The organism is Tichowtungia aerotolerans, assembly GCF_009905215.1.
GTDB lineage: Bacteria > Verrucomicrobiota > Kiritimatiellia > Kiritimatiellales > Tichowtungiaceae > Tichowtungia > Tichowtungia aerotolerans.
The window spans coordinates 1472362-1489909 of sequence record NZ_CP047593.1 but is presented as its reverse complement, the minus strand read 5'-3'; the positions used below and the strand labels follow the sequence as shown (position 1 = coordinate 1489909).

The 17548-nt window shown below is 50.9% G+C and carries 11 protein-coding genes and 1 pseudogene; 5 read left to right on the top strand and 7 right to left on the bottom strand.

All coding sequences use genetic code 11. The annotated features are described in order from the left end of the window. Positions 1 to 103 precede the first annotated feature (103 nt). The gene (locus GT409_RS06275) at positions 104 to 1843 is read left to right on the top strand and encodes a porin family protein (protein ID WP_160628027.1); all 1740 of its coding nucleotides are present in this window, start codon (positions 104 to 106) and stop codon (positions 1841 to 1843) included. Between the two features lie 58 nt (positions 1844 to 1901). Here the strand turns inward: GT409_RS06275 and GT409_RS06270 are convergent, their stop codons facing one another. Next, a complete protein-coding gene (locus GT409_RS06270; RefSeq protein ID WP_160628025.1) occupies positions 1902 to 2855 on the bottom strand; it encodes a hypothetical protein in 954 nt (317 codons plus the stop codon). A 1141-nt stretch (positions 2856 to 3996) separates the two neighbouring features. On the opposite strand from GT409_RS06270, the gene GT409_RS06265 reads away from it, so the two are divergent. Together GT409_RS06265 and GT409_RS06260 are read left to right on the top strand one after the other, a co-directional pair. Beyond that, the gene (locus GT409_RS06265; protein ID WP_160628023.1) at positions 3997 to 4722 is read left to right on the top strand and encodes a hypothetical protein; all 726 of its coding nucleotides are present in this window, start codon (positions 3997 to 3999) and stop codon (positions 4720 to 4722) included. A 36-nt stretch (positions 4723 to 4758) separates the two neighbouring features. Next, positions 4759 to 5859 carry a hypothetical protein gene (locus GT409_RS06260; RefSeq protein ID WP_160628021.1) on the top strand — a complete coding sequence of 367 codons (1101 nt, stop codon included), beginning with the start codon at positions 4759 to 4761 and terminating at the stop codon, positions 5857 to 5859. 79 nt (positions 5860 to 5938) lie between these two features. On the opposite strand, the gene GT409_RS06255 is transcribed toward GT409_RS06260, so the two are convergent. Next, positions 5939 to 6910, bottom strand: coding sequence for a hypothetical protein (locus GT409_RS06255; protein WP_160628019.1), 972 nt, complete (start codon positions 6908 to 6910; stop codon positions 5939 to 5941). A gap of 283 nt (positions 6911 to 7193) precedes the next feature. After that, a complete protein-coding gene (locus tag GT409_RS06250) occupies positions 7194 to 8210 on the bottom strand; it encodes a transposase (RefSeq protein WP_408647955.1) in 1017 nt (338 codons plus the stop codon). A gap of 437 nt (positions 8211 to 8647) precedes the next feature. On the opposite strand from GT409_RS06250, the pseudogene GT409_RS16090 reads away from it, so the two are divergent. Next, positions 8648 to 9211: pseudogene (locus tag GT409_RS16090) on the top strand (VC0807 family protein); the annotation flags it as partial. A 46-nt stretch (positions 9212 to 9257) separates the two neighbouring features. Here the strand turns inward: GT409_RS16090 and GT409_RS06245 are convergent. Both GT409_RS06245 and GT409_RS06240 read right to left on the bottom strand, forming a co-directional pair. After that, the gene (locus tag GT409_RS06245) at positions 9258 to 9869 is read right to left on the bottom strand and encodes a GNAT family N-acetyltransferase (RefSeq protein ID WP_233231625.1); all 612 of its coding nucleotides are present in this window, start codon (positions 9867 to 9869) and stop codon (positions 9258 to 9260) included. 182 nt (positions 9870 to 10051) lie between these two features. Then, entirely contained in the window at positions 10052 to 10426 is a 375-nt protein-coding gene (locus tag GT409_RS06240) for a cytoplasmic protein (RefSeq protein ID WP_160628015.1), read from the bottom strand. A gap of 228 nt (positions 10427 to 10654) precedes the next feature. Between GT409_RS06240 and GT409_RS06235 the strand changes: the two genes are divergently transcribed. Then, positions 10655 to 11950 (top strand): YihY/virulence factor BrkB family protein, encoded by a 1296-nt coding sequence (locus GT409_RS06235; protein WP_160628013.1) that lies wholly within the window; start codon positions 10655 to 10657, stop codon positions 11948 to 11950. A 58-nt stretch (positions 11951 to 12008) separates the two neighbouring features. Here the strand turns inward: GT409_RS06235 and GT409_RS06230 are convergent, their stop codons facing one another. Continuing rightward, positions 12009 to 13382 carry a hypothetical protein gene (locus GT409_RS06230; RefSeq protein ID WP_160628011.1) on the bottom strand — a complete coding sequence of 458 codons (1374 nt, stop codon included), beginning with the start codon at positions 13380 to 13382 and terminating at the stop codon, positions 12009 to 12011. Between the two features lie 110 nt (positions 13383 to 13492). Continuing rightward, on the bottom strand, positions 13493 to 17539 hold the full coding sequence (locus GT409_RS06225; RefSeq protein WP_160628009.1) for an FG-GAP-like repeat-containing protein: 4047 nt from the start codon (positions 17537 to 17539) through the stop codon (positions 13493 to 13495). Positions 17540 to 17548: the final 9 nt, after the last annotated feature.

Genomic DNA, 17548 nt, shown 5'->3' with positions numbered 1-17548 from the left:
AAAGTATGTTCTATGATAATTTTTTTCATGTTTTGTGGCGGGTTTAAAATCAAAGAGGAAGTTTCTCAATTCTTATTCCACTATGGTAAATTCCCCCGCATTGATGAAATTATTGACCCACAGCCTGTTTGTCGCCGCCGTATTGATCTGTCAGTCCGGTATTGTGTGGGCCGTTTCCGTCGATATCAAGACCCCGATTGGCGACATTACGGTGGATATCAGTCATGCCAGCACTGCGGGGCAGCTGGTGGAGCCGAAGGACCCGACAGGCGCCGGATTTCGCCCGCCAACGATTTTTTCGGCGCCATTGCCGACAGGATCCGGAGCCAGGGCATTGGGACAGGCCGGAGCATTTACGGCGGTGGCGGATGATGCCACAGCAGCTTCATGGAATCCGGCAGGGCTGACGCAACTGGAATATGCAGAAATGTCCGTGGTCTACCGGTTTTCCTCTCAGGAAGATCAGCATCATTCTTCATCCAGGGATTTGACTTCAGGCGCTGATCGCTACAGCAATGATGAGCTGAATTACGCCAGCGCCGTCTATCCTTTTCTGTTAAATGGACAGAATGCTGTTTTTTCGATGAATTTTCAGGAGGCGTATGATTTTAATCAGTCGTTTACCGCCCAGTTTGCAGGCAGCACCCAGCAGGACATTTCTGCTGCGGACAACCAGACTTTTTATGAAAGCACAACAAACCGGAACAGCCTGGGAGTAAATACGGTTGCCATTACACGAACGACCACAGAGGTTGAGAGCGAAATAAATCAATTGCTGCAGTCGTCTTTATTGAGCGATATTTCTTTTTTTCAGCAGGGGACGATTGATGCGTTCTCCCCGGCCTTTGCGGTCGACCTGACACCACGATTATCGGTGGGGATTGCCGTCAATATCTATGTAGACGGAGCTGCTCGAGGGAATGCGATTCGCTCTTCGCTGGCGGCCGGTTATACCGGGGCCTCTGAAAGCTACACCGAAGGGACCAATACTTACAATTCATCATCGATGATTACAGTTACGGGGATTCAGTATGTGGGGCCTCCCTATAATCAGGTTGAACAACCGTTTTCTGAGACAGCAGGACCGATTACCTTTTCTGATACAGAGTTGTACACGAATGAAAGCACATACGGCGTTACTGGAATGTATTGGGAGGAAAACCGGACCGAACAGTTTTATGGATTCAATGCTACGCTTGGAGCTTTATGGGCAGCATCAGATCGGCTGACTCTCGGGGCTTCGGTAGACCTTCCGTGGACAGGGCGCGGAAAACAGACAAAAAGTATCCAGCACCAGGTGACAACGTTCAACAGCAACGGGGTTCAGGTTGCTCAGAACTATTATAATGCAACCGATAAGCGTGATGTAGAATACACTTTTCCACTGTACTGGGCCGTGGGCGCTTTATGGCGCTGGAATGACCGGTTTTATTCCTCGTTGGATGCCAGCCGCACCTATTGGTCGGATTACAGCTACAAAGCGGAGGGTGAGGAACGGATTAATCCGCTCAATGGCGAGTCCTACTCTTCTTCAAACTCGGACGACTGCTGGTCTTTGCGGTTCGGCAGCGAATATCTCTGTGTGCTTTCCTGGACAGAAATTCCGCTGCGCGGCGGACTGTTCTGGGAACAGCGCCCCGCAACCGGATCGCCTGATGAATACTGGGGGGTCACGCTGGGGTCCGGAATTTCTCTGGGAAAAGAACCCGGACGCCTGATTTTGGACGTTGCGTATTCATTTGAATGCGCCAATGACGTGATGGGCTCCCTGATTCCCGGACAGGGTATGACATCCGATGTATCCAAACATCAGCTGTTTGTTTCCGCCATCTGGCATTTCTGAATTTCCACATACGGGAAAAACAAGACCGTACCTTTCCAATGCCTGGAAACACCAGATTTCAAGGAAGCGGCGGAAGCCCCGGCCATGAATTGGTCCCCCCGCCGCTGCCACCCGCAGGCCAGTCATTTGTGCGAATGAGAACCTGATTGGTTCCTGTCCAATAGCAGGGAACCACTTCAACGCAATAACTGCTTTGCCAGCTCAGATGCATGTTGGTTTCAGTCCAGCTCATACAGGACTGCCCATTGGTGGCTTCCCACGTTCCGCCCACCTGAACCCATGTGCCGGTACTGAGATCCGTTGTCCCTGTAACGCGATAGGATCTGCCCGGTTCGGTATTCCATGTCAGTGTCAGGGTATCGTTGCTGACTGTCTGGGACAGGTGAAGAACGCTGGCGGATCCCGTCGGATCGGTTCCTGCCAGATATTCATCCCGGTTGCAGACCCCGTCGCAGTCCGGATCCGCAGTTGCTGACACATAGGTTCCGAAATAGATGATTTCCCATAAGTCATCAACAAGGTTCGTATTGATGTCTACTGGAACCATAAAAATGTCGCCCAGATCAAACGTGTCTCCGGCTGAAGCGTTGGTAATGATACTGTTCGAAATAAATGTTTGGTATCCGGCCATAGAGATTTTCAAATCATAGCGGTCTTCCAGATAAAGAATTGTATTCGCGGGAAAGGCTCCATTGATTTGAGAGGTCCAGTTGGATGCATAACTGGCAGTCCAGGGATATTTGCAGACCGATATACTGTTTGTAGAAGCCTGTACGATGAACTCTATCGCTGCGCCCTCAAGCCGCTCCATGGTCCACGCATCCCTAACGGTTGCGGAAACAGTAATGACAGGATCATAGTAAAACCCGATTGTCGTCGTCGAATTGTCAGTAACCTGAACCTGTTTGGGGTTTCCATAAGGAGACTCCGGGTCACTGATTGCATTAGGATCATCCGGGCTTTCCCTCAAAAGGTACCCGCTGGCCGCAGTGGCAACCTCCACAGTGTACATGCCGGATTCAATACTGGAAAAAAGAACAGAAAAGTTTTCTGCAAAAGAAAGCGCATTACTCTGGTTCAGAGTCGTTGTTGTTAAGGGTGGTGGCGTTTGAAAAAGTGACGAATCAAAGGCATAAACCTGAATTTGACCGACACCGAAAATCTGTTGTGTTGTAGTAAATATAATAAAAAACCCCAATTGTATCTTTTGTTTCATCATGCGCCCCCATGGTTAAGTGCACATGACGTGTCGGTATTCGGGCTGAAATATTCCCCGGTTTCTCAGATAATCTTTTGGCGATAAGATTTATCTCTTTTCCTGATAAGCTTTTCCGGCAGAAGAACTTGAAAGAGAATATCGAATGCGTTGGAGTTAAAATTTTCGCAAAGGAAGGTACTGAGGCGAACCGCGCCGAGCTAAAAGAGTTCTCAAGAAGTTCCGGCCCTGCTTTTGCCGCAAGACTGCTCTTGTTTTGGTACCGTTTCGCATGAACAGATTCGCTCTGTTCTCGGCGAATTTCACGCGGCCTCTCTCGGCCGGAAACATTGGTCGGCAATGCAAATGATCCAGCTTCAGAGCAGAGAAATTCGGCTGATTTTTTTCAAACCGGTCGATTATTTTAAGCGGCTCATCCCTGAACACCTGCTGCCGCCTTCTGCCGGGAAGTATTCAAAAATTACAGACTTACCGTTCCGTGTGCCGCGGTCCGCCTCATCCTGCTCTGCCTGTTGTCAACTGATGATTGAGGACCTGATCAAAATTCAGGATCATACCGCCTTGCAACTTGACTCTTTGCCCAAACAGAGACTTCTGAACAGTCGACGAGCAATGGTCGTTGAGTATCGGGAAGAGATACGTAAAAAAGAATCTCTGGAATAGTTCTGGATAAAATACAGATTTTTTCGATCAGGACGTTTGTCAGGGAACCAGTTCAAACATAAAGGTCAAGGTTTTGGACCTCATGGTTAACCTTTTTTTGTGATTTTATATCTAAATCATAGGTGGCGGAGACAAAAACACTTTCCTTGAATGATAAATGTAAAAAAATGAACCGATTTCTTAGGGCGAGAACGCGGTCCCAAGAGAGTTTCTGATGAGAGCACGATTATTTTTGTTTGTAGTTTTGTGCGGGTTTGTTTCTGCGGAAGTAAGGATGTGGACAGATTCGGAGGGAAACAGTTTTGCCGGAGAGCTCTCCAAGGTCGTTCTTGGGCGTGTTTATATCAGAGATGTAAACGGAAAAACTCGATCGGTATCGTTGGACTCTTTATCGAAATCTGAACGGGAATATCTGTCTTCCCATGTTCCTCCGGAGCTGGAAATAACCGTTCGAAAAAAAGATCGTGAACTTCCAAGGTTTGCCTGGTCGAGCCTGAATTATTATACCACGCTTTACACATTCTCTATCACTCTGACGAAACAAAGCCGACTGGATTACAGGGGAGATTTAACCGTCGAACTCTTTGTAATCGGGCAGGATTTGGCTGTTGGGTCTAACGATTTCTTTGTGCTGATGCATTATAGCCGGTCTGTGTGCCAATTGCCGGACGGTCGAAAAAGTTTCTGTCAGGTTACCGTCGATGATGTTCGTTTTGAACATTTTATTGCCGGGTATATCCAGCTTTCTTCCGCGGCCGAACGAGGGAAAGAGTATGTGGGATATATTGTAACCGTCTCAGACTCCAATGGACGCATAATTGCCTGCAAGGAAAACGGGACATCTGATTGGATTGAAAACGACCTGCCTTATTCAGCAGAGAAGTTGAGAGTGCTGTATTCTCAGGGATATGGGTCTCCAGACAGCTGCCAATTTAAAGAAGGATTTAAAAAAATTTCACCGCCCCGTATTCCATGGTTTAAGCGTTCAGAACAATATTAGCAGGCATTTCAGGAACTGAAACAAGAGATGCATACGATGAAAAAAACAACCAATAAAACCCGGGGATTAATTAAAGGGGGACCGACCGCTGTTCTTTTCAGTGCGTTCGTTCACTTTGGAATGTTATTGTTTGCCGGTGGTCTTGTTGTCTTCACAATGGTTCAGAAACAGGAAAAAAAGTTTGAGCCACCGCCCCCGGTTAAACGCCCTAAAATGGAACTGAAAAAGCCAAAGGTGAAAGTTAAAAAAAGAGTCCGTCCAACGTCTTCAGCACGAATTGTTTCAAAAAATATACAGGGCATGACTCAAATACAGCTGCCGGAGATTTCTGGCATATCCATGGGGCTGGGTAATGATCTTGGCGGTTTCGAAATGATGCCGGATCCATCTGAGATAACACTTCTTGGAGCAAAGAGTTCGATGGCAGTTGGTAATGACTGGGAAGGAACCTTTTATTCATTGTCTCTTGATCGCAGTGGTAAACCAAGCAGCGACTCATATGAAAGAATCCTTCAGCGTTTTTTTCAGTCTGGATGGAACCCACGTTCTTTAGCCCCATATTACCGCTGGCCACAAAAACTTTACACAACATTCATTTATTTGCCGACGATTCCTTTTGAGCAGATTCCGAGAAGTTTCGGGATTCCCGATGAATTGAATACTGAGCAGTGGCTGGTTCATTACACGGGAAAGATTAAGTCCAAACCCGGAGGAAAATATCGTTTGAGGGGGCGGGGGCTTGCGGTTTTGGCTGTTCGGATCAACACCGTGGAGGTTGGTTTTTTTGGCTGGAAGAGCTTGCGGGACACTTTAACGGACTGGAGATCTTCTTCTGAAGAAAGTTTTCAATACTATCAGGGCCGTTCCTCGGTGATTGTCGGTGACTGGTTTGAATTGGAACCGGATGTGCCGGTAGATATCGATATCGTGTTCGGAGACTTTAACGGATACGATTCTCAGGCAACACTTTGTGTGGAAGAGAACGGGGTGTATTACCCAAAAAATCGTGATGGCGGTCCGATTCTTCCTGTTTTTAAAACTGCACGGATTCCGGGGCACTTGATCGAAAAACTGGAGTACCTGACAACAGCAGGGGATCAGGATTTCGAAAATGATCTGATGTTTAATAGTTACTGATTCATGAAAAGGTGGGGCAATTGAACCCCACTGGGGTCAGCCTGAAGTAACCCCTTTCACAGGATCCCTTCTCCCTCTCCTAATCTAGCTCCCAATTCTTCATGGGATCATCTTCAAGGTTAGGGGTCCAGTCGGGATTAAACCAGTACCGGAAGTGGAGGCCCCCATTTGGGCTTACTTTGATTTCGCCCTCTATCTTTCCATAGCAAGCTCTTACTAGATTTCCTTTCTCGTCCACCACACTACGAACCCGAAAAATATAATTAACCTCCCCGTCCTCCTTCAAATTATCCTCTAGCCTTGTCACCATTTCTTTATAGTCTTTACCGGGATAGAATTCCGAATAATCAAATGTGGCCAAGAACTTCTTTGCATATCTAGACCACCTGTTCGTGTAGCCGCCGTCCGGAGCCTCATAGGGCCATTTAAAACGACTGTGATCCTGAGGGTCGAACAAATATTCCTGAATCCCGTCGAACTCATTGATAAAACTCAGGTGTAATGATATTCCAGCAATCACATCAGGAATTTCATTTGCGGTAAAAATAAAGTCTGCATGGATGCCTGATCCATAGGGGAAAACCCAATCCCCTTCTTCCAGATCAAATCCAATGGGTTTTCCAAATTCTGGAATTTTAGGTCTCTTCCAGCCTGTAAGGTGTTTCATTGGAACTGGGTTGCGGATCTTTTTCATGACAGCAGTAACGGTAGGATTCCAAGGCTCCCATCGATTTAAAGCCTTATTAATACCATCCGGCCCCCAACCGTAGCCAAAGCCCCCTTTGTAATATCCATTCTTTTCAACCCTGCCACCAATACTCCGATCGCATCGACCTTGAACAACAAACACCCCGTTGCTATCCGACACGTAGTCCCGAGTAGACGAACTGGCTTCATAAAAATAAGCCTTTGCCGTGACATTGGAAACCGCAGTTCCCGACTGATCCACAACTTTCACCGATAGTTTACCTTCAGGGAATTGAACCGCAGTACAGCCAAACTGCATGAAAAGAACGGCATTTAACGTCGTTGCAAAAAGTATTTTTTTCACCCGATTACTCCCCTTCTGTCAATTCAATCCATTTTTTATACAGTTTGTATACATGAGTGTAAGCAATATCTCTAAAATCACTGTGATGCCACTCCTCTCGATCTTGTGCAGGATTTACAGGATCCACGCAATAACGAGGCCATTGCGCCGAGTTGTTTATGAAATCAGGGCCAGACATGTTGAAATTACGATCGGCCCATGTGCTATTTATATTTGCCCCCATAGCATAAGTGGTTGCAGGGAAGGCTGACGCCAGCAACCAATCCTTGAAGGAGCTAAGGGGTCAGTCCTCGCATTTAAGCATGCCTGTTAGCTTATATAGCCGACTATCTGGCTGCGCCGACCGGACATCTGCCATATACCGCGAAACATTTGCAGCATGTCCGGCAGACAATCGACTCACAATCCACTGATTGCTCACATGAGTACGCTCTTTAACTCGTGCGGCTATTGCTTTCTTCTCCTCCGCGCCCTTCGGTAATGCAGACAAATCTTTTTCATCCAGTTTCAACAGGTCCAGAGCTTCACAGACCAACCGCTCCGCCTCACCCTCATCGTGAAGCTGAACAGCCTCGCCACTTAACGAAGCCCGCTTGACATGCCCGCCAATAACACCGTCCAGTTTATCCAGCATCTGTTTGCGAAACGTGTCTCCACCACAAAACCAACCCCGCCGAAGTTCAGCCCACCGCGCATCGACTTCGTACGGGCAATCACTGCACGCAATTTCCCGCACCCTCTTTTGCATTATCTGCCGATACACATTCCGGCCTGCCACAGTATCCTCCAGGCCCGAAGCGTTCAGCCCGCGATCAACCCGCAACCAATCGGGACGCTTCGCAGACTCCAAATACAGAGGATAACTGCTCCAGGAAAAATCAGACAGTTTCCCCTTTTCCAAATCGAACAGTTTCGCCCGGGCTGGATTCAAATGGATATAGCTGCACAAAACAGAAAAATAATCCCCGCTCTCAGCCTCCACAGGCAGGGCTTTATAGCGCCCTTGAAAAAGGTGGCCCCAAAGTTTATGCCGGACATTAAACCGTTGAGTGTAGGTTCCCTGCAGCCATTTCATACCGACAACCAGATTGGCGTGGGGCGTTTCCAGCAGAAGATGGTAGTGGTTGTCCATCAAAACAAAAGCGTGCACTAACCAGCCGGTTTTGGCACACGCTTCACACAATGTATCTAAAAAGATCTCGCGATCTCTATGATCCCTAAAAATCGATTCCTGATGGTTCCCACGACTCATCACGTGGTAAACCGCTCCGGCGTATTCAATTCGTGGTTTTCTCGGCATCGTGCAGAGAATTTATGGAATCGCACCCTCAACATCAATGCTTAAATGCGAGGACTGACCCCTTTTCTGCTGTTTTTAAAACTGCACGGATTCCGGGGCACTTGATCGAAAAACTGGAGTACCTGACAACAGCAGGGGATCAGGATTTCGAAAATGATCTGATGTTTAATAGTTACTGATTCATGAAAAGGTGGGGCGATTATGATCATCCGGATCTGTATTTCCGGGCTTTTAAACATAAAGATCAGCTTTTTTAAGCCTCATGGTTACCAACAAAACCTGCTTGAGCCTTAGCGGCCCAGAAGCACATCAGCATCAGGCACATGATTTTGGGCAGCAACCCCACCCCCCCGGAAAAAGAAGCGACAATTCAGCTCAATGTCTTCCAAGGTCTGGAAAAAGACGATATGCTTTCGGTTTTTAAGTGAAGGAGTCGTATGAGTAAACAGGCGCACAAAGAAGAAAATCCGCTGGTCAGCATTATGCTGAATGTGGTGATTCCGGTTATTATTCTCTCCTTTCTGAGCAAAGAAAAATATCTCGGCCCGGTCTGGGGGCTGATCACAGCTTTGATTCTGCCGGTTGGTTACGGAATCCATACACTGGTGAAAGAGCGCCGCGCCGATTTTATTTCCATTATCGGTATCGTCAGCGTGCTGCTGACCGGTGTGTTCGGCATCCTGAAACTGCCACCGGAATGGATTGCCATCAAAGAGGCCGCCGTGCCGCTGCTGATCGGGCTGGCCATTGTGATTTCGCTCTGGACGCCCTGCCCGCTGATTAAAAAAATCCTGATGAGCGAAAAGCTTTTCAATGTGGAACTGCTGCACGAAAAACTGCGTGAAAAGAAAACCGAGACTCTGTTTGAAAAACGGCTGGTTGGCCTGACCTGGGGCCTGGCGTCTTCGTTTTTTCTTTCTTCAGCACTTAATTACGCACTGGCAAAAATTGTGCTGAAAAGCGAACCCGGCACAGAGGCATTCACTGCAGAAATCGGAAAAATGACGGGTCTCAGCTATATCGTAATCACGATTCCGAGCATGACCGTCATGATTCTCGTTCTGATTGCACTGATAAAAACCCTGACGCACCTGACCGGTTTAAAAATGGATGATCTGCTCGCCGAACACCTGCAGGAAAAACCAAAGGAATCTGCCGACCAGTCGGCTTAGGGGCGGCAGCGCAGCGCAGCGCAATCATATTGGTCTGAAGCCACTCCTGCTTGCGATAGAACATCAGAGCCGGAACGTTCCGGCTGTCCGCCAGAAGCTGAACCCGCGTGGCCCCCTGTCGTTTGGCCCAGTTGGTCGCTGACTTCAACAGCGCCCGCCCCAGTCCACGCCTGCGGTATGCCGAAGAAACAACCAAATCCTCCACCCAGCCGGAAAGCGCCCCTTCTGCGGTTGACACAACCAGCTGAATGGTAACCATCCCGACGATCCAACCGCGCCGGTCCACCACCCAGATTCCGGCAGTCGGTGAATCCAGCAGCATTTCCAGTCCACACCGCTGTTTTTCTTCGTCAAATTCAAATTCGGTTTCGACCGCAAAAAGTTCCTGTAAAAGACGCGTCATCGCTCTTACGTCCTCATGAGACGCCGCGCGAATCCAACAGTCATCTGCTCCCTTTGTCTGGTCCTGACTTAAACCCCGCATCATTTAAATCACCCCTTTTGCCCTCAAAAAATACATTTTTGAGCCTTACGAGCGCCTGTTTCTGCATCTGTGTAACTTTTATTCAGGAAAGTTGCCGGCCTAGACCACTACAAAGCAGGGCGCATGCCTAAAAAAAGCCGCTCCGGGTTCCGGAGCGGCTTTCTATACAATCGACAGACTGCTGATTAGATAATGATTCCGCCATTATCCTTTTTAAGGTCATCCGGCGTTACAATCTTATTCGCCTGCTCACGCTGCAGCTTCTGGGCCTCCTCGACCATGCGAGCCATGGCATCTTCCATAGCCTGCGGGAAGCCGTTTACCGCTTCCTCCAGCGTTGCCGCCTCAATAACTCCCTGAATCGGAATCGGGCCGTGCGGGCTCATCACCTGCGTATGGCCACTGAAGGTCGCCGGACGGGAATCATCGTCGGACCCATCCAGTTTGACAGGTACCAGCTTGCGAATTCCACCGGTCTTGAGGTCGGTATAAGATTCTTCACGGTAGAGATTTGCCACGTCCATTTTGACATCGCTGATTTTTTCGGGCTGATCGCTCATTCTTCTTTCCTTTCACGCCGCTCAACGCGGCAGCTATCAGTTAATTGTTACTGGTCAACAGTGCCATACAAACCGACTGGCAGAACACCCCGGATCACGGAGAACTGATAACCGAGCACTGAAGCGGGAATTAAGCCACACTCCCCCGCAGGGGGAAACCCTGTTTTTCGGTTTTCTTTCCGATTAAAAGGCTTTTATTCTACCCCTACCGGAAGGGAGACTCAATCGATGGAAAATAAACCGAACGGCCTTTTGGCAAAAATCAAAAAATTTCTCTTACAGGATCTATGGGTTCTGGAACCTTCATCTCTTTCCAACGCCCGACGCAAAGGCCTGCATTTTCTGCGCGTCTGCGCCCTGGTCTTTAAGGGGTTTCGCGAAGACCACTGTCCGCTGCACGCCGCGGCACTCACATTTATCTCCGTCATGGCGCTGGTACCGTTCCTGGTCATCCTGTTCGCCATTGCCAAAGGCGTCGGGCTGGAGCGCGGCAGCGAACTTCTTCTGGAAAAAACCGCCGGAATGCCGGACGCCTTCCAGCAGGCCGTCAGCAACATCATCACCACAGTTGAATCCGCCAGTGCCGGAGCCATCGGAGGAATCGGGGGTGTGCTGTTCATGTGGGTCGCCATCAAAATGCTCAGCAATGTTGAAGAAACCTTCAATCTGGTCTGGGGTGTCAAAACGCCGCGAAGCCTGATTGAAAAGGTCAAAAACTATATCGTCATCATGGTTCTGACTCCCATTCTGCTGATCATTGCCACATCCAGCCAACCCGTCATTATGGGGCTCGCCAGTCGTCTCGAATGGATGGGGCCTCTGCTGAAACTGGGCCTGCAGCTCGTTCCGATTATCACCATGGCACTGGCTTTCAGCATGGTCTATGTCTTCCTGCCCAACACCAAAGTCAAATTCCCGGCCGCTTTAATGGGTGCACTGGTTGCCGCGCTGCTCTCGGTGATCTTTCAGTTCGCCATCATTAAACTCGGAGTCGGCGTCAGCAAATACAACAAAATCTACGGCGCACTGGCCGCCATTCCCTTCTTCCTGTTCTGGGTACAGATCAGCTGGATGATCCTCTTGATGGGCGCAGAGGTCGCGTTTTCGGTTCAGAACGCCGGAACCTATGCCCGCGAGCAGCTCGCGGTCTCACCCAGTGCCCGCGCCCGGCTCTGCCTCGCGGTCGCCCTGATGAAACGCATTACTGAAAAATTCGAGTCTCCGGAAAATCCGTTCGACACCAAAGCCTACGGCATCGACAACCGCATTCCGATCCGCCTCATCAACGACGTCATCAACACACTCGCCCAGGCCGGACTCGTCGCTGAATCGGCCGAGCATCCAGACTGCTACACCCTTCTCCGCGATCCGCGCAATATTACCGCCCGCGACATTATCGACTCCATTCTCGATGACGGTGCCGCCCCCGCGGCGCTCGGTCTCGCCGGCGATTTTCCAATGTTTGGAAAAATCACCGGCGAAGGCTTCCAGGCGCTGGAAAAACAGACCCTCGAAGCGTTTTGATTCCACAAAAAAAGCTCCCGCGTTTCCACGGGAGCTTTCTGCGAATTGCCAGGCACAGTTATTCGCCGAAGATCCGGAAGAATCCGGCGCTGTTTGTGGTCTGCACATAGATCACTTCGTTCGTTCCATCTGCAGTGGAATAGCCAAGGTTTGTAACCATAAAGGTATTCACCCCATCATCGGAATGGGCCACGGAAGACCACGAAGGAGCGGTCAGATTTGCGGTTTCTTCCACGGTATAACGGCTTGCTTCGGTCGGAGCATCTACAACGATTTTCATCACATTACCGGAAACTACAGATGAGCTGACAATGGCCGGCTGCACAATGTCAGGAGCAGGAACCGACGTCGCCGGAGTAATGTAAAGATAACCATCCTCTATGGTCGTTCCCCAGTCAGACAGAGCAACCCCGTTAACGGTCGTCCGGTCAATCTGCGTTGCAGTCAGCCCCGTCCCTCCATCAATCTTGAAACGAACCACCGTATTGTTCGTATCAACATTGGTAACCGCCAGCCCTACGCCAGGCGCTCCCCAGCCAATACCGGAAGAATCCGCAAAGGTCCACATACAGGCGGAATTCTGCATATCGATGATCGCGTCATTAACCGTACTGCTGCAATACAGCACCCCGAATTCCTGGTCATAGTTCCCGCCGGAAACAAGGGCCGCCGTTGCATCAACCTGATACATTCTTACTGTTGTGCCCGTACCGACCGCATAAGGAGCATTAAAGTAAATCTTTGTCCTTTCGACCCGCAGGTAACCTGTCGATGTATCCGCAACCGTATAAGCACCCGTGCGATTCAGGTAGAGTTTGGTTCCGACTCCAGACGTCAGAATATAACCGGGCGAACCAATCGACGTCGTTCCGGACCCGCCGATAATCATCGTCCCGGAACCCAGGCGCATTGTGTCATTCACTGTCAGGTCGCCATTGAACTCGAACGTACCGACATCTAGATTGATGCCCTTTCCAGTTCCTGCTTCGAGAGTAAACGCATCGTTAAACACGGTCGTTCCGCCACTATTCATATTGTTAACGAGTGAATAATAATTGGTGGCCGAAGAAAGATGGACGGAAACCGGAATGTTGTAAGTGACCGCGCCGGCAATCGTATTAATAATGCATGACTTCTTATCTGCTATGACAGTCGTAGTTACACGAATCGAACCGGAGCCGTTAAATGTATGCGGCTGCATAACCTGCAGAAGGCGGGTTACTCCTGACGTATCCACATCCACGTCATAGGTATTCGCCTGTGTGAGTTGAAAAAGCGCCAAATCACCGCTGGTGGGAAGAGCTCCGCCCTCCCAATTTGACGTCTCGCTCCATTTTGCCCCGACAGGGGCGTCCTGAATCCACCTCGTTGCATTTGCCGCACCCGCTGCCAGTAATGTAGCCAACACGATTCCTATCCATTTCCTGCTCATTTCAGCCTCCTGCTTTTTACTTATGTAACACTACATTCATATGTATGTATAATACATATCATACGTATATTTATGCGTCAATACTTCTATCGGACTTTCTAAACACTGATTTACAGCTCCGGACCCTGCAGCGGAACGTTCTGCCATAAAAGTCCCTGCAGAATCAGCCGGGAGTCATCCATCATAATCTGCCACGTCCGGTCCATAACCCGCTTTTCAATGGAAAGCAGCTCAACTGCCGGGAACCCGGCCCCGCCGGTAAAATAGTCTTGCATGTACAAAGAGAACCGGCCGGACTCCACGCCGACCAGCAGATCCATAGCGCCGTCCCCGTTCCAGTCCACCATCTCCGGACAGCCGCTGTGCCACTCTTCGTGCCCGGCAGAGCCGGTCCACTCCACAAACTCCACACCTCGAGCGGATAAACTTTCAACTGAAAAGACAGGGGATGCCGGACTACCGACATTCTCACAGTAGAGTATGTTCAGTCCGGTCTGGTCGCGCGGACGACCCACCATCAAATCCACATCTCCGTCGCCGTCAAAATCCCCTGCATCGATCTGACTGCGCCCTCTTCCGCCACCTGATATAACCGGATTAATCCAAATGGTTCCACCTTCACTGTTCGGAACAACCGTCTTCCCGGCCAACTCAGAACCGCCGCCGGATGCTGACTGCTCATAGCGCACCAGAGATCCGTTATCATCCAGAACAAAGAAATCGAGCAGGCCGTCGTTATCGAGATCTATCACACCCGGGCGATTGCGCCACGGAGTCAGCAAAGGAATCCCACCCACCGTAAAATCAATAAATTCGTGGGACAGCTGCGGCACAGATCGGGTTCCGATGTTTTCAATCCAGCGCAGACGGCCCAGCGAATCATTAATGATCACGTCCAGATCGGTGTCGCCGTCTACATCTGCGGCCTGAGCGGAAAGATAGCCCCACATCGTTTCGGCCGGGCCCTGAATCGGCGTCTCACCCTTCTGAGTAATATGGATGGAATCACCCAGATCATTCTGCAATTCGACCATTCCGGCAAATACAGGATTGGTCCGGCTGCCGATGTTTTCGAAATAGTTAATGTGGCCGCAGACATTCCCGGCAATCAGGTCCAGGTCTCCGTCATTATCCCAGTCAACCGCATCCGGAGTAACGGAATCCCCGGTTGCCAGCTGTCCGCCCTGCTGCATCAGCAATTCGACCGGCGCAAAATCAACCGTATTCGCCGTCCCGTTATTGAGCAGCAGCCAGAAAAATCCCTGCCATGCGGTGAACACGATATCGTCATCGCCATCTCCGTCCCAGTCCAGCACGACCGGCTTCAGGCCCATGTCGCCGGATTCGTACGGCTCTGAGCTGTAGAGATCAAACGGAACCTGAACGTGCTCAACAACCGCCTTGCCGGAATCCGTTCCCCGGTTCAGCAGCAGATCCAGCGTTCCCATCGCGGTGCCGGCCACAATGTCAGGCGATCCATCGTTGTCGAAATCTCCGCCGCCGAGCCGATACCATGTGGCATCCTCCAGCTTAATCTGCGTGCCGCCTTCATCAACCACCTGAGCGTCCGCCGCCATTGCGCTGCCGCTGTTCTGATTGAAGTTCAGATTCAGATAGTCGCCATCCACATAGGTTCCCAGCGAAACCCGCACCCCCTCAATACGATCGTTGTCGCCGTCACCGTCCCAGTCCAGCCAAACCGAATTCGGCGCAGACCCCGGAGCTTGATCCGTCGACAAAAGACGCGTGCGCGGAGCAAACAGCGGCGACGCGTTGGAGCCGATGTTCCGGCAAATGAAGAATCCTTCGTCAGACGAGCCGCAGTAAAGATCCCAGTCCCCGTCGCCGTCGGCATCTTTTACGTCAAACTTATAACCGGGCCACGATCCCCACGCCGGAGCAATCGTATTGGCTGCATAATTCAGCAGCTCGCCGGCCCCCAGCATAACCGGACCCGGCACAGTCGCCGTTCCGTCTGCTCTCATCGGGCTGAAATAAATTTCGTAGCTCTCAGCCCAGTCGCGACCGCGCCAGCGGACCAGTCCGTTATGAGGATAATGACTCTCCAACGTCGGCAAGGCATAGTCACTGACCGCATCCACCCGTTCGGCCTGTCCGTTGCCAACCGCCCAGACCTGAACGCTGCTCCGATCCAGCGGGTCGCGTTCGTTATAGATTCTGAAGAACCGGGCAAAGTCGACTTCCGCCCAGAAAATATCCCGGTCCGCAGCCGATGCCTGCGCTGCAATCCGATATTCCGCAGCGGCTACCCGCCACTCATTCGGTGCCGTGTTCGTCTGAACTTCCACATCCCAATTCGACTGAAACGCTTCGGTCTTTGCCACAAACAACCGGTCAAAATAAACGTCTCCGACATCGGTATCGACCGCCAGCGAGAGCCGCAAACTTTTGTAGTCCACCGGCACCGAAAAGCGATGTTCAAAATAGGTCGGCGGCGTGTCCGGCCGATACTCTTTTGAAACCGCGGAATAATCCGGCTCATCGGCAACAAAAAACGTTGTGTTTGGTGCCCCCGCCGGTTCCGCCAGACAGGTCATCCTCACCAGCGCGTTCCGGTCCCGTTCAGACCCTTTCACGCTGACCCATCCGCCAAACACCACCTCGCCGGCATCGCCGGAAACAGGAAGTCTAATCGAAGCAAACGACGAGGAATCTCCGGCGGTAACCGCAAGGGACTGCCCGCCGTCAACGGTCTGCCGATCATCAACGCGCCACATATTTGTCGGTGAAAAATTCCATGTTGCATCCAGCTCTTCAATGGTTGTGTTTTCAAAGCTGCCCGATGTGAGGAGGTTGCCGGACAGGTTCAGCCCGGCCGGTTTTTCGAGCCGCCGGATTTCCCGAACGGCAGCTTCATCCAAAGCGCCGTCGTACAGCTTAAGCTGTCGCATTTTTCCAAACACAGGCCGGCTTCCCGACGCATCCGCCGCGCCGATCATCAAACGGTCATACTCGTTGGAGCTGGTGATCGGAACAACCTGCGGCGCGAGGCCGTCCTGATAAAAAGTATACGAATCGCCATCACAGCTCAGCGCCACAAAGTTCCAATCATTGGAAACCGCCGGAGAATTCAGCCAGATGTTTGCGCCCGGCGGAGTATGGTATCCGTTCAAATCGCCGTCCAGAATGCGAAGCGTAGACTGCTCCGTGCTGTCCGCAGAATTATACATCCGAAAAACAGTATGCGGAGCATCCGTACTCCACCCGTCATCCAGCCGGGAGGGCTTCACCCATCCGGAAACCGTAAAACCCTGCGACTCCGCCAGAACGGGCAGCGCCAGCAGCCCAACCCCATCCATCACCATCCCGTCCGACTCCAGCGAAATGGAAGGGTCAATAACAGATCCTTCATCATAGGCGGTCAGCGTCAAAATTCCCGCACGATTCGTCAAAGACCCCAGCAGCGGCCAGTCGCCGATTTTCGCCACTTTTTCATCGGTATAAACAGCATGAACCGTTGCTTCATCCAGTGCGGTATCGAACAGTTTAAACCGCCGGATTTTCCCGTTAAACGGTCGGTACCCGTCTGCTCGCAGAGCGCCAATAATCAGCCGGTCAAATACATTGCTGCTGACGATCGGAAATTCATACGACGGAAGATCATTCTGATAAAACGTGTAGGATTCTCCATCGCAGACGGCGGCAATAAAGGTCCATTGATCCGTCGCCAGCGGGGTTTCCGGCCAGATGTTTTCCGCCGGAGGAGAGTGATAACCGTTCAGTGTTGCGTCCAGAGCGCGCACGGCAAACTGAGATGTCCCGCCCGTGGAATTATACAGCCGGAAAATTGTGTGCGGAGCCGTGGATGTAAATCCGTTTGTTTCCAGATTGGACGCATTGATCCAGCCGCACACCGTGAAACCCTGAGACTCCGACAGCTCTGGAAGAGCGACCAGCGAAGTGCCGTTGCAGGCCATCCCGTCAGACACAAACGAACTGTCGGCGTTCACAGGAACGCTGTCGCTGTAAGCCGTAAGCGGCAGACTTCCGCTCGCATCGTCCAAAGATCCCATCAGCGGCCAGTCGCCGACCGCCGGAGGAACAGCCGGCGGCTCACCAAACGGAACCTGAAGCATAAAAATAATGGCACAGACCGCGCCCGACTCTCCAAAAAAGATTTTTTTTATCGAGTCCATGCACCTTAC

Excerpts from the sequence above, each read along its gene's own strand:
- GT409_RS06240 (WP_160628015.1), bottom strand. The coding sequence starts at position 10,426 with ATGAGCGATCAGCCCGAAAAAATCAGCGATGTCAAAATGGACGTGGCA.
- GT409_RS06275 (WP_160628027.1), top strand. The coding sequence starts at position 104 with ATGAAATTATTGACCCACAGCCTGTTTGTCGCCGCCGTATTGATCTGT.
- GT409_RS06245 (WP_233231625.1), bottom strand. The coding sequence starts at position 9,869 with ATGATGCGGGGTTTAAGTCAGGACCAGACAAAGGGAGCAGATGACTGT.
- GT409_RS06235 (WP_160628013.1), top strand. The coding sequence starts at position 10,655 with ATGGAAAATAAACCGAACGGCCTTTTGGCAAAAATCAAAAAATTTCTC.
- GT409_RS06230 (WP_160628011.1), bottom strand. The coding sequence starts at position 13,382 with ATGAGCAGGAAATGGATAGGAATCGTGTTGGCTACATTACTGGCAGCG.
- GT409_RS06250 (WP_408647955.1), bottom strand. The coding sequence starts at position 8,210 with ATGCCGAGAAAACCACGAATTGAATACGCCGGAGCGGTTTACCACGTG.
- GT409_RS06260 (WP_160628021.1), top strand. The coding sequence starts at position 4,759 with ATGAAAAAAACAACCAATAAAACCCGGGGATTAATTAAAGGGGGACCG.
- GT409_RS06270 (WP_160628025.1), bottom strand. The coding sequence starts at position 2,855 with ATGTACACTGTGGAGGTTGCCACTGCGGCCAGCGGGTACCTTTTGAGG.
- GT409_RS06225 (WP_160628009.1), bottom strand. The coding sequence starts at position 17,539 with ATGGACTCGATAAAAAAAATCTTTTTTGGAGAGTCGGGCGCGGTCTGT.
- GT409_RS06265 (WP_160628023.1), top strand. The coding sequence starts at position 3,997 with ATGTGGACAGATTCGGAGGGAAACAGTTTTGCCGGAGAGCTCTCCAAG.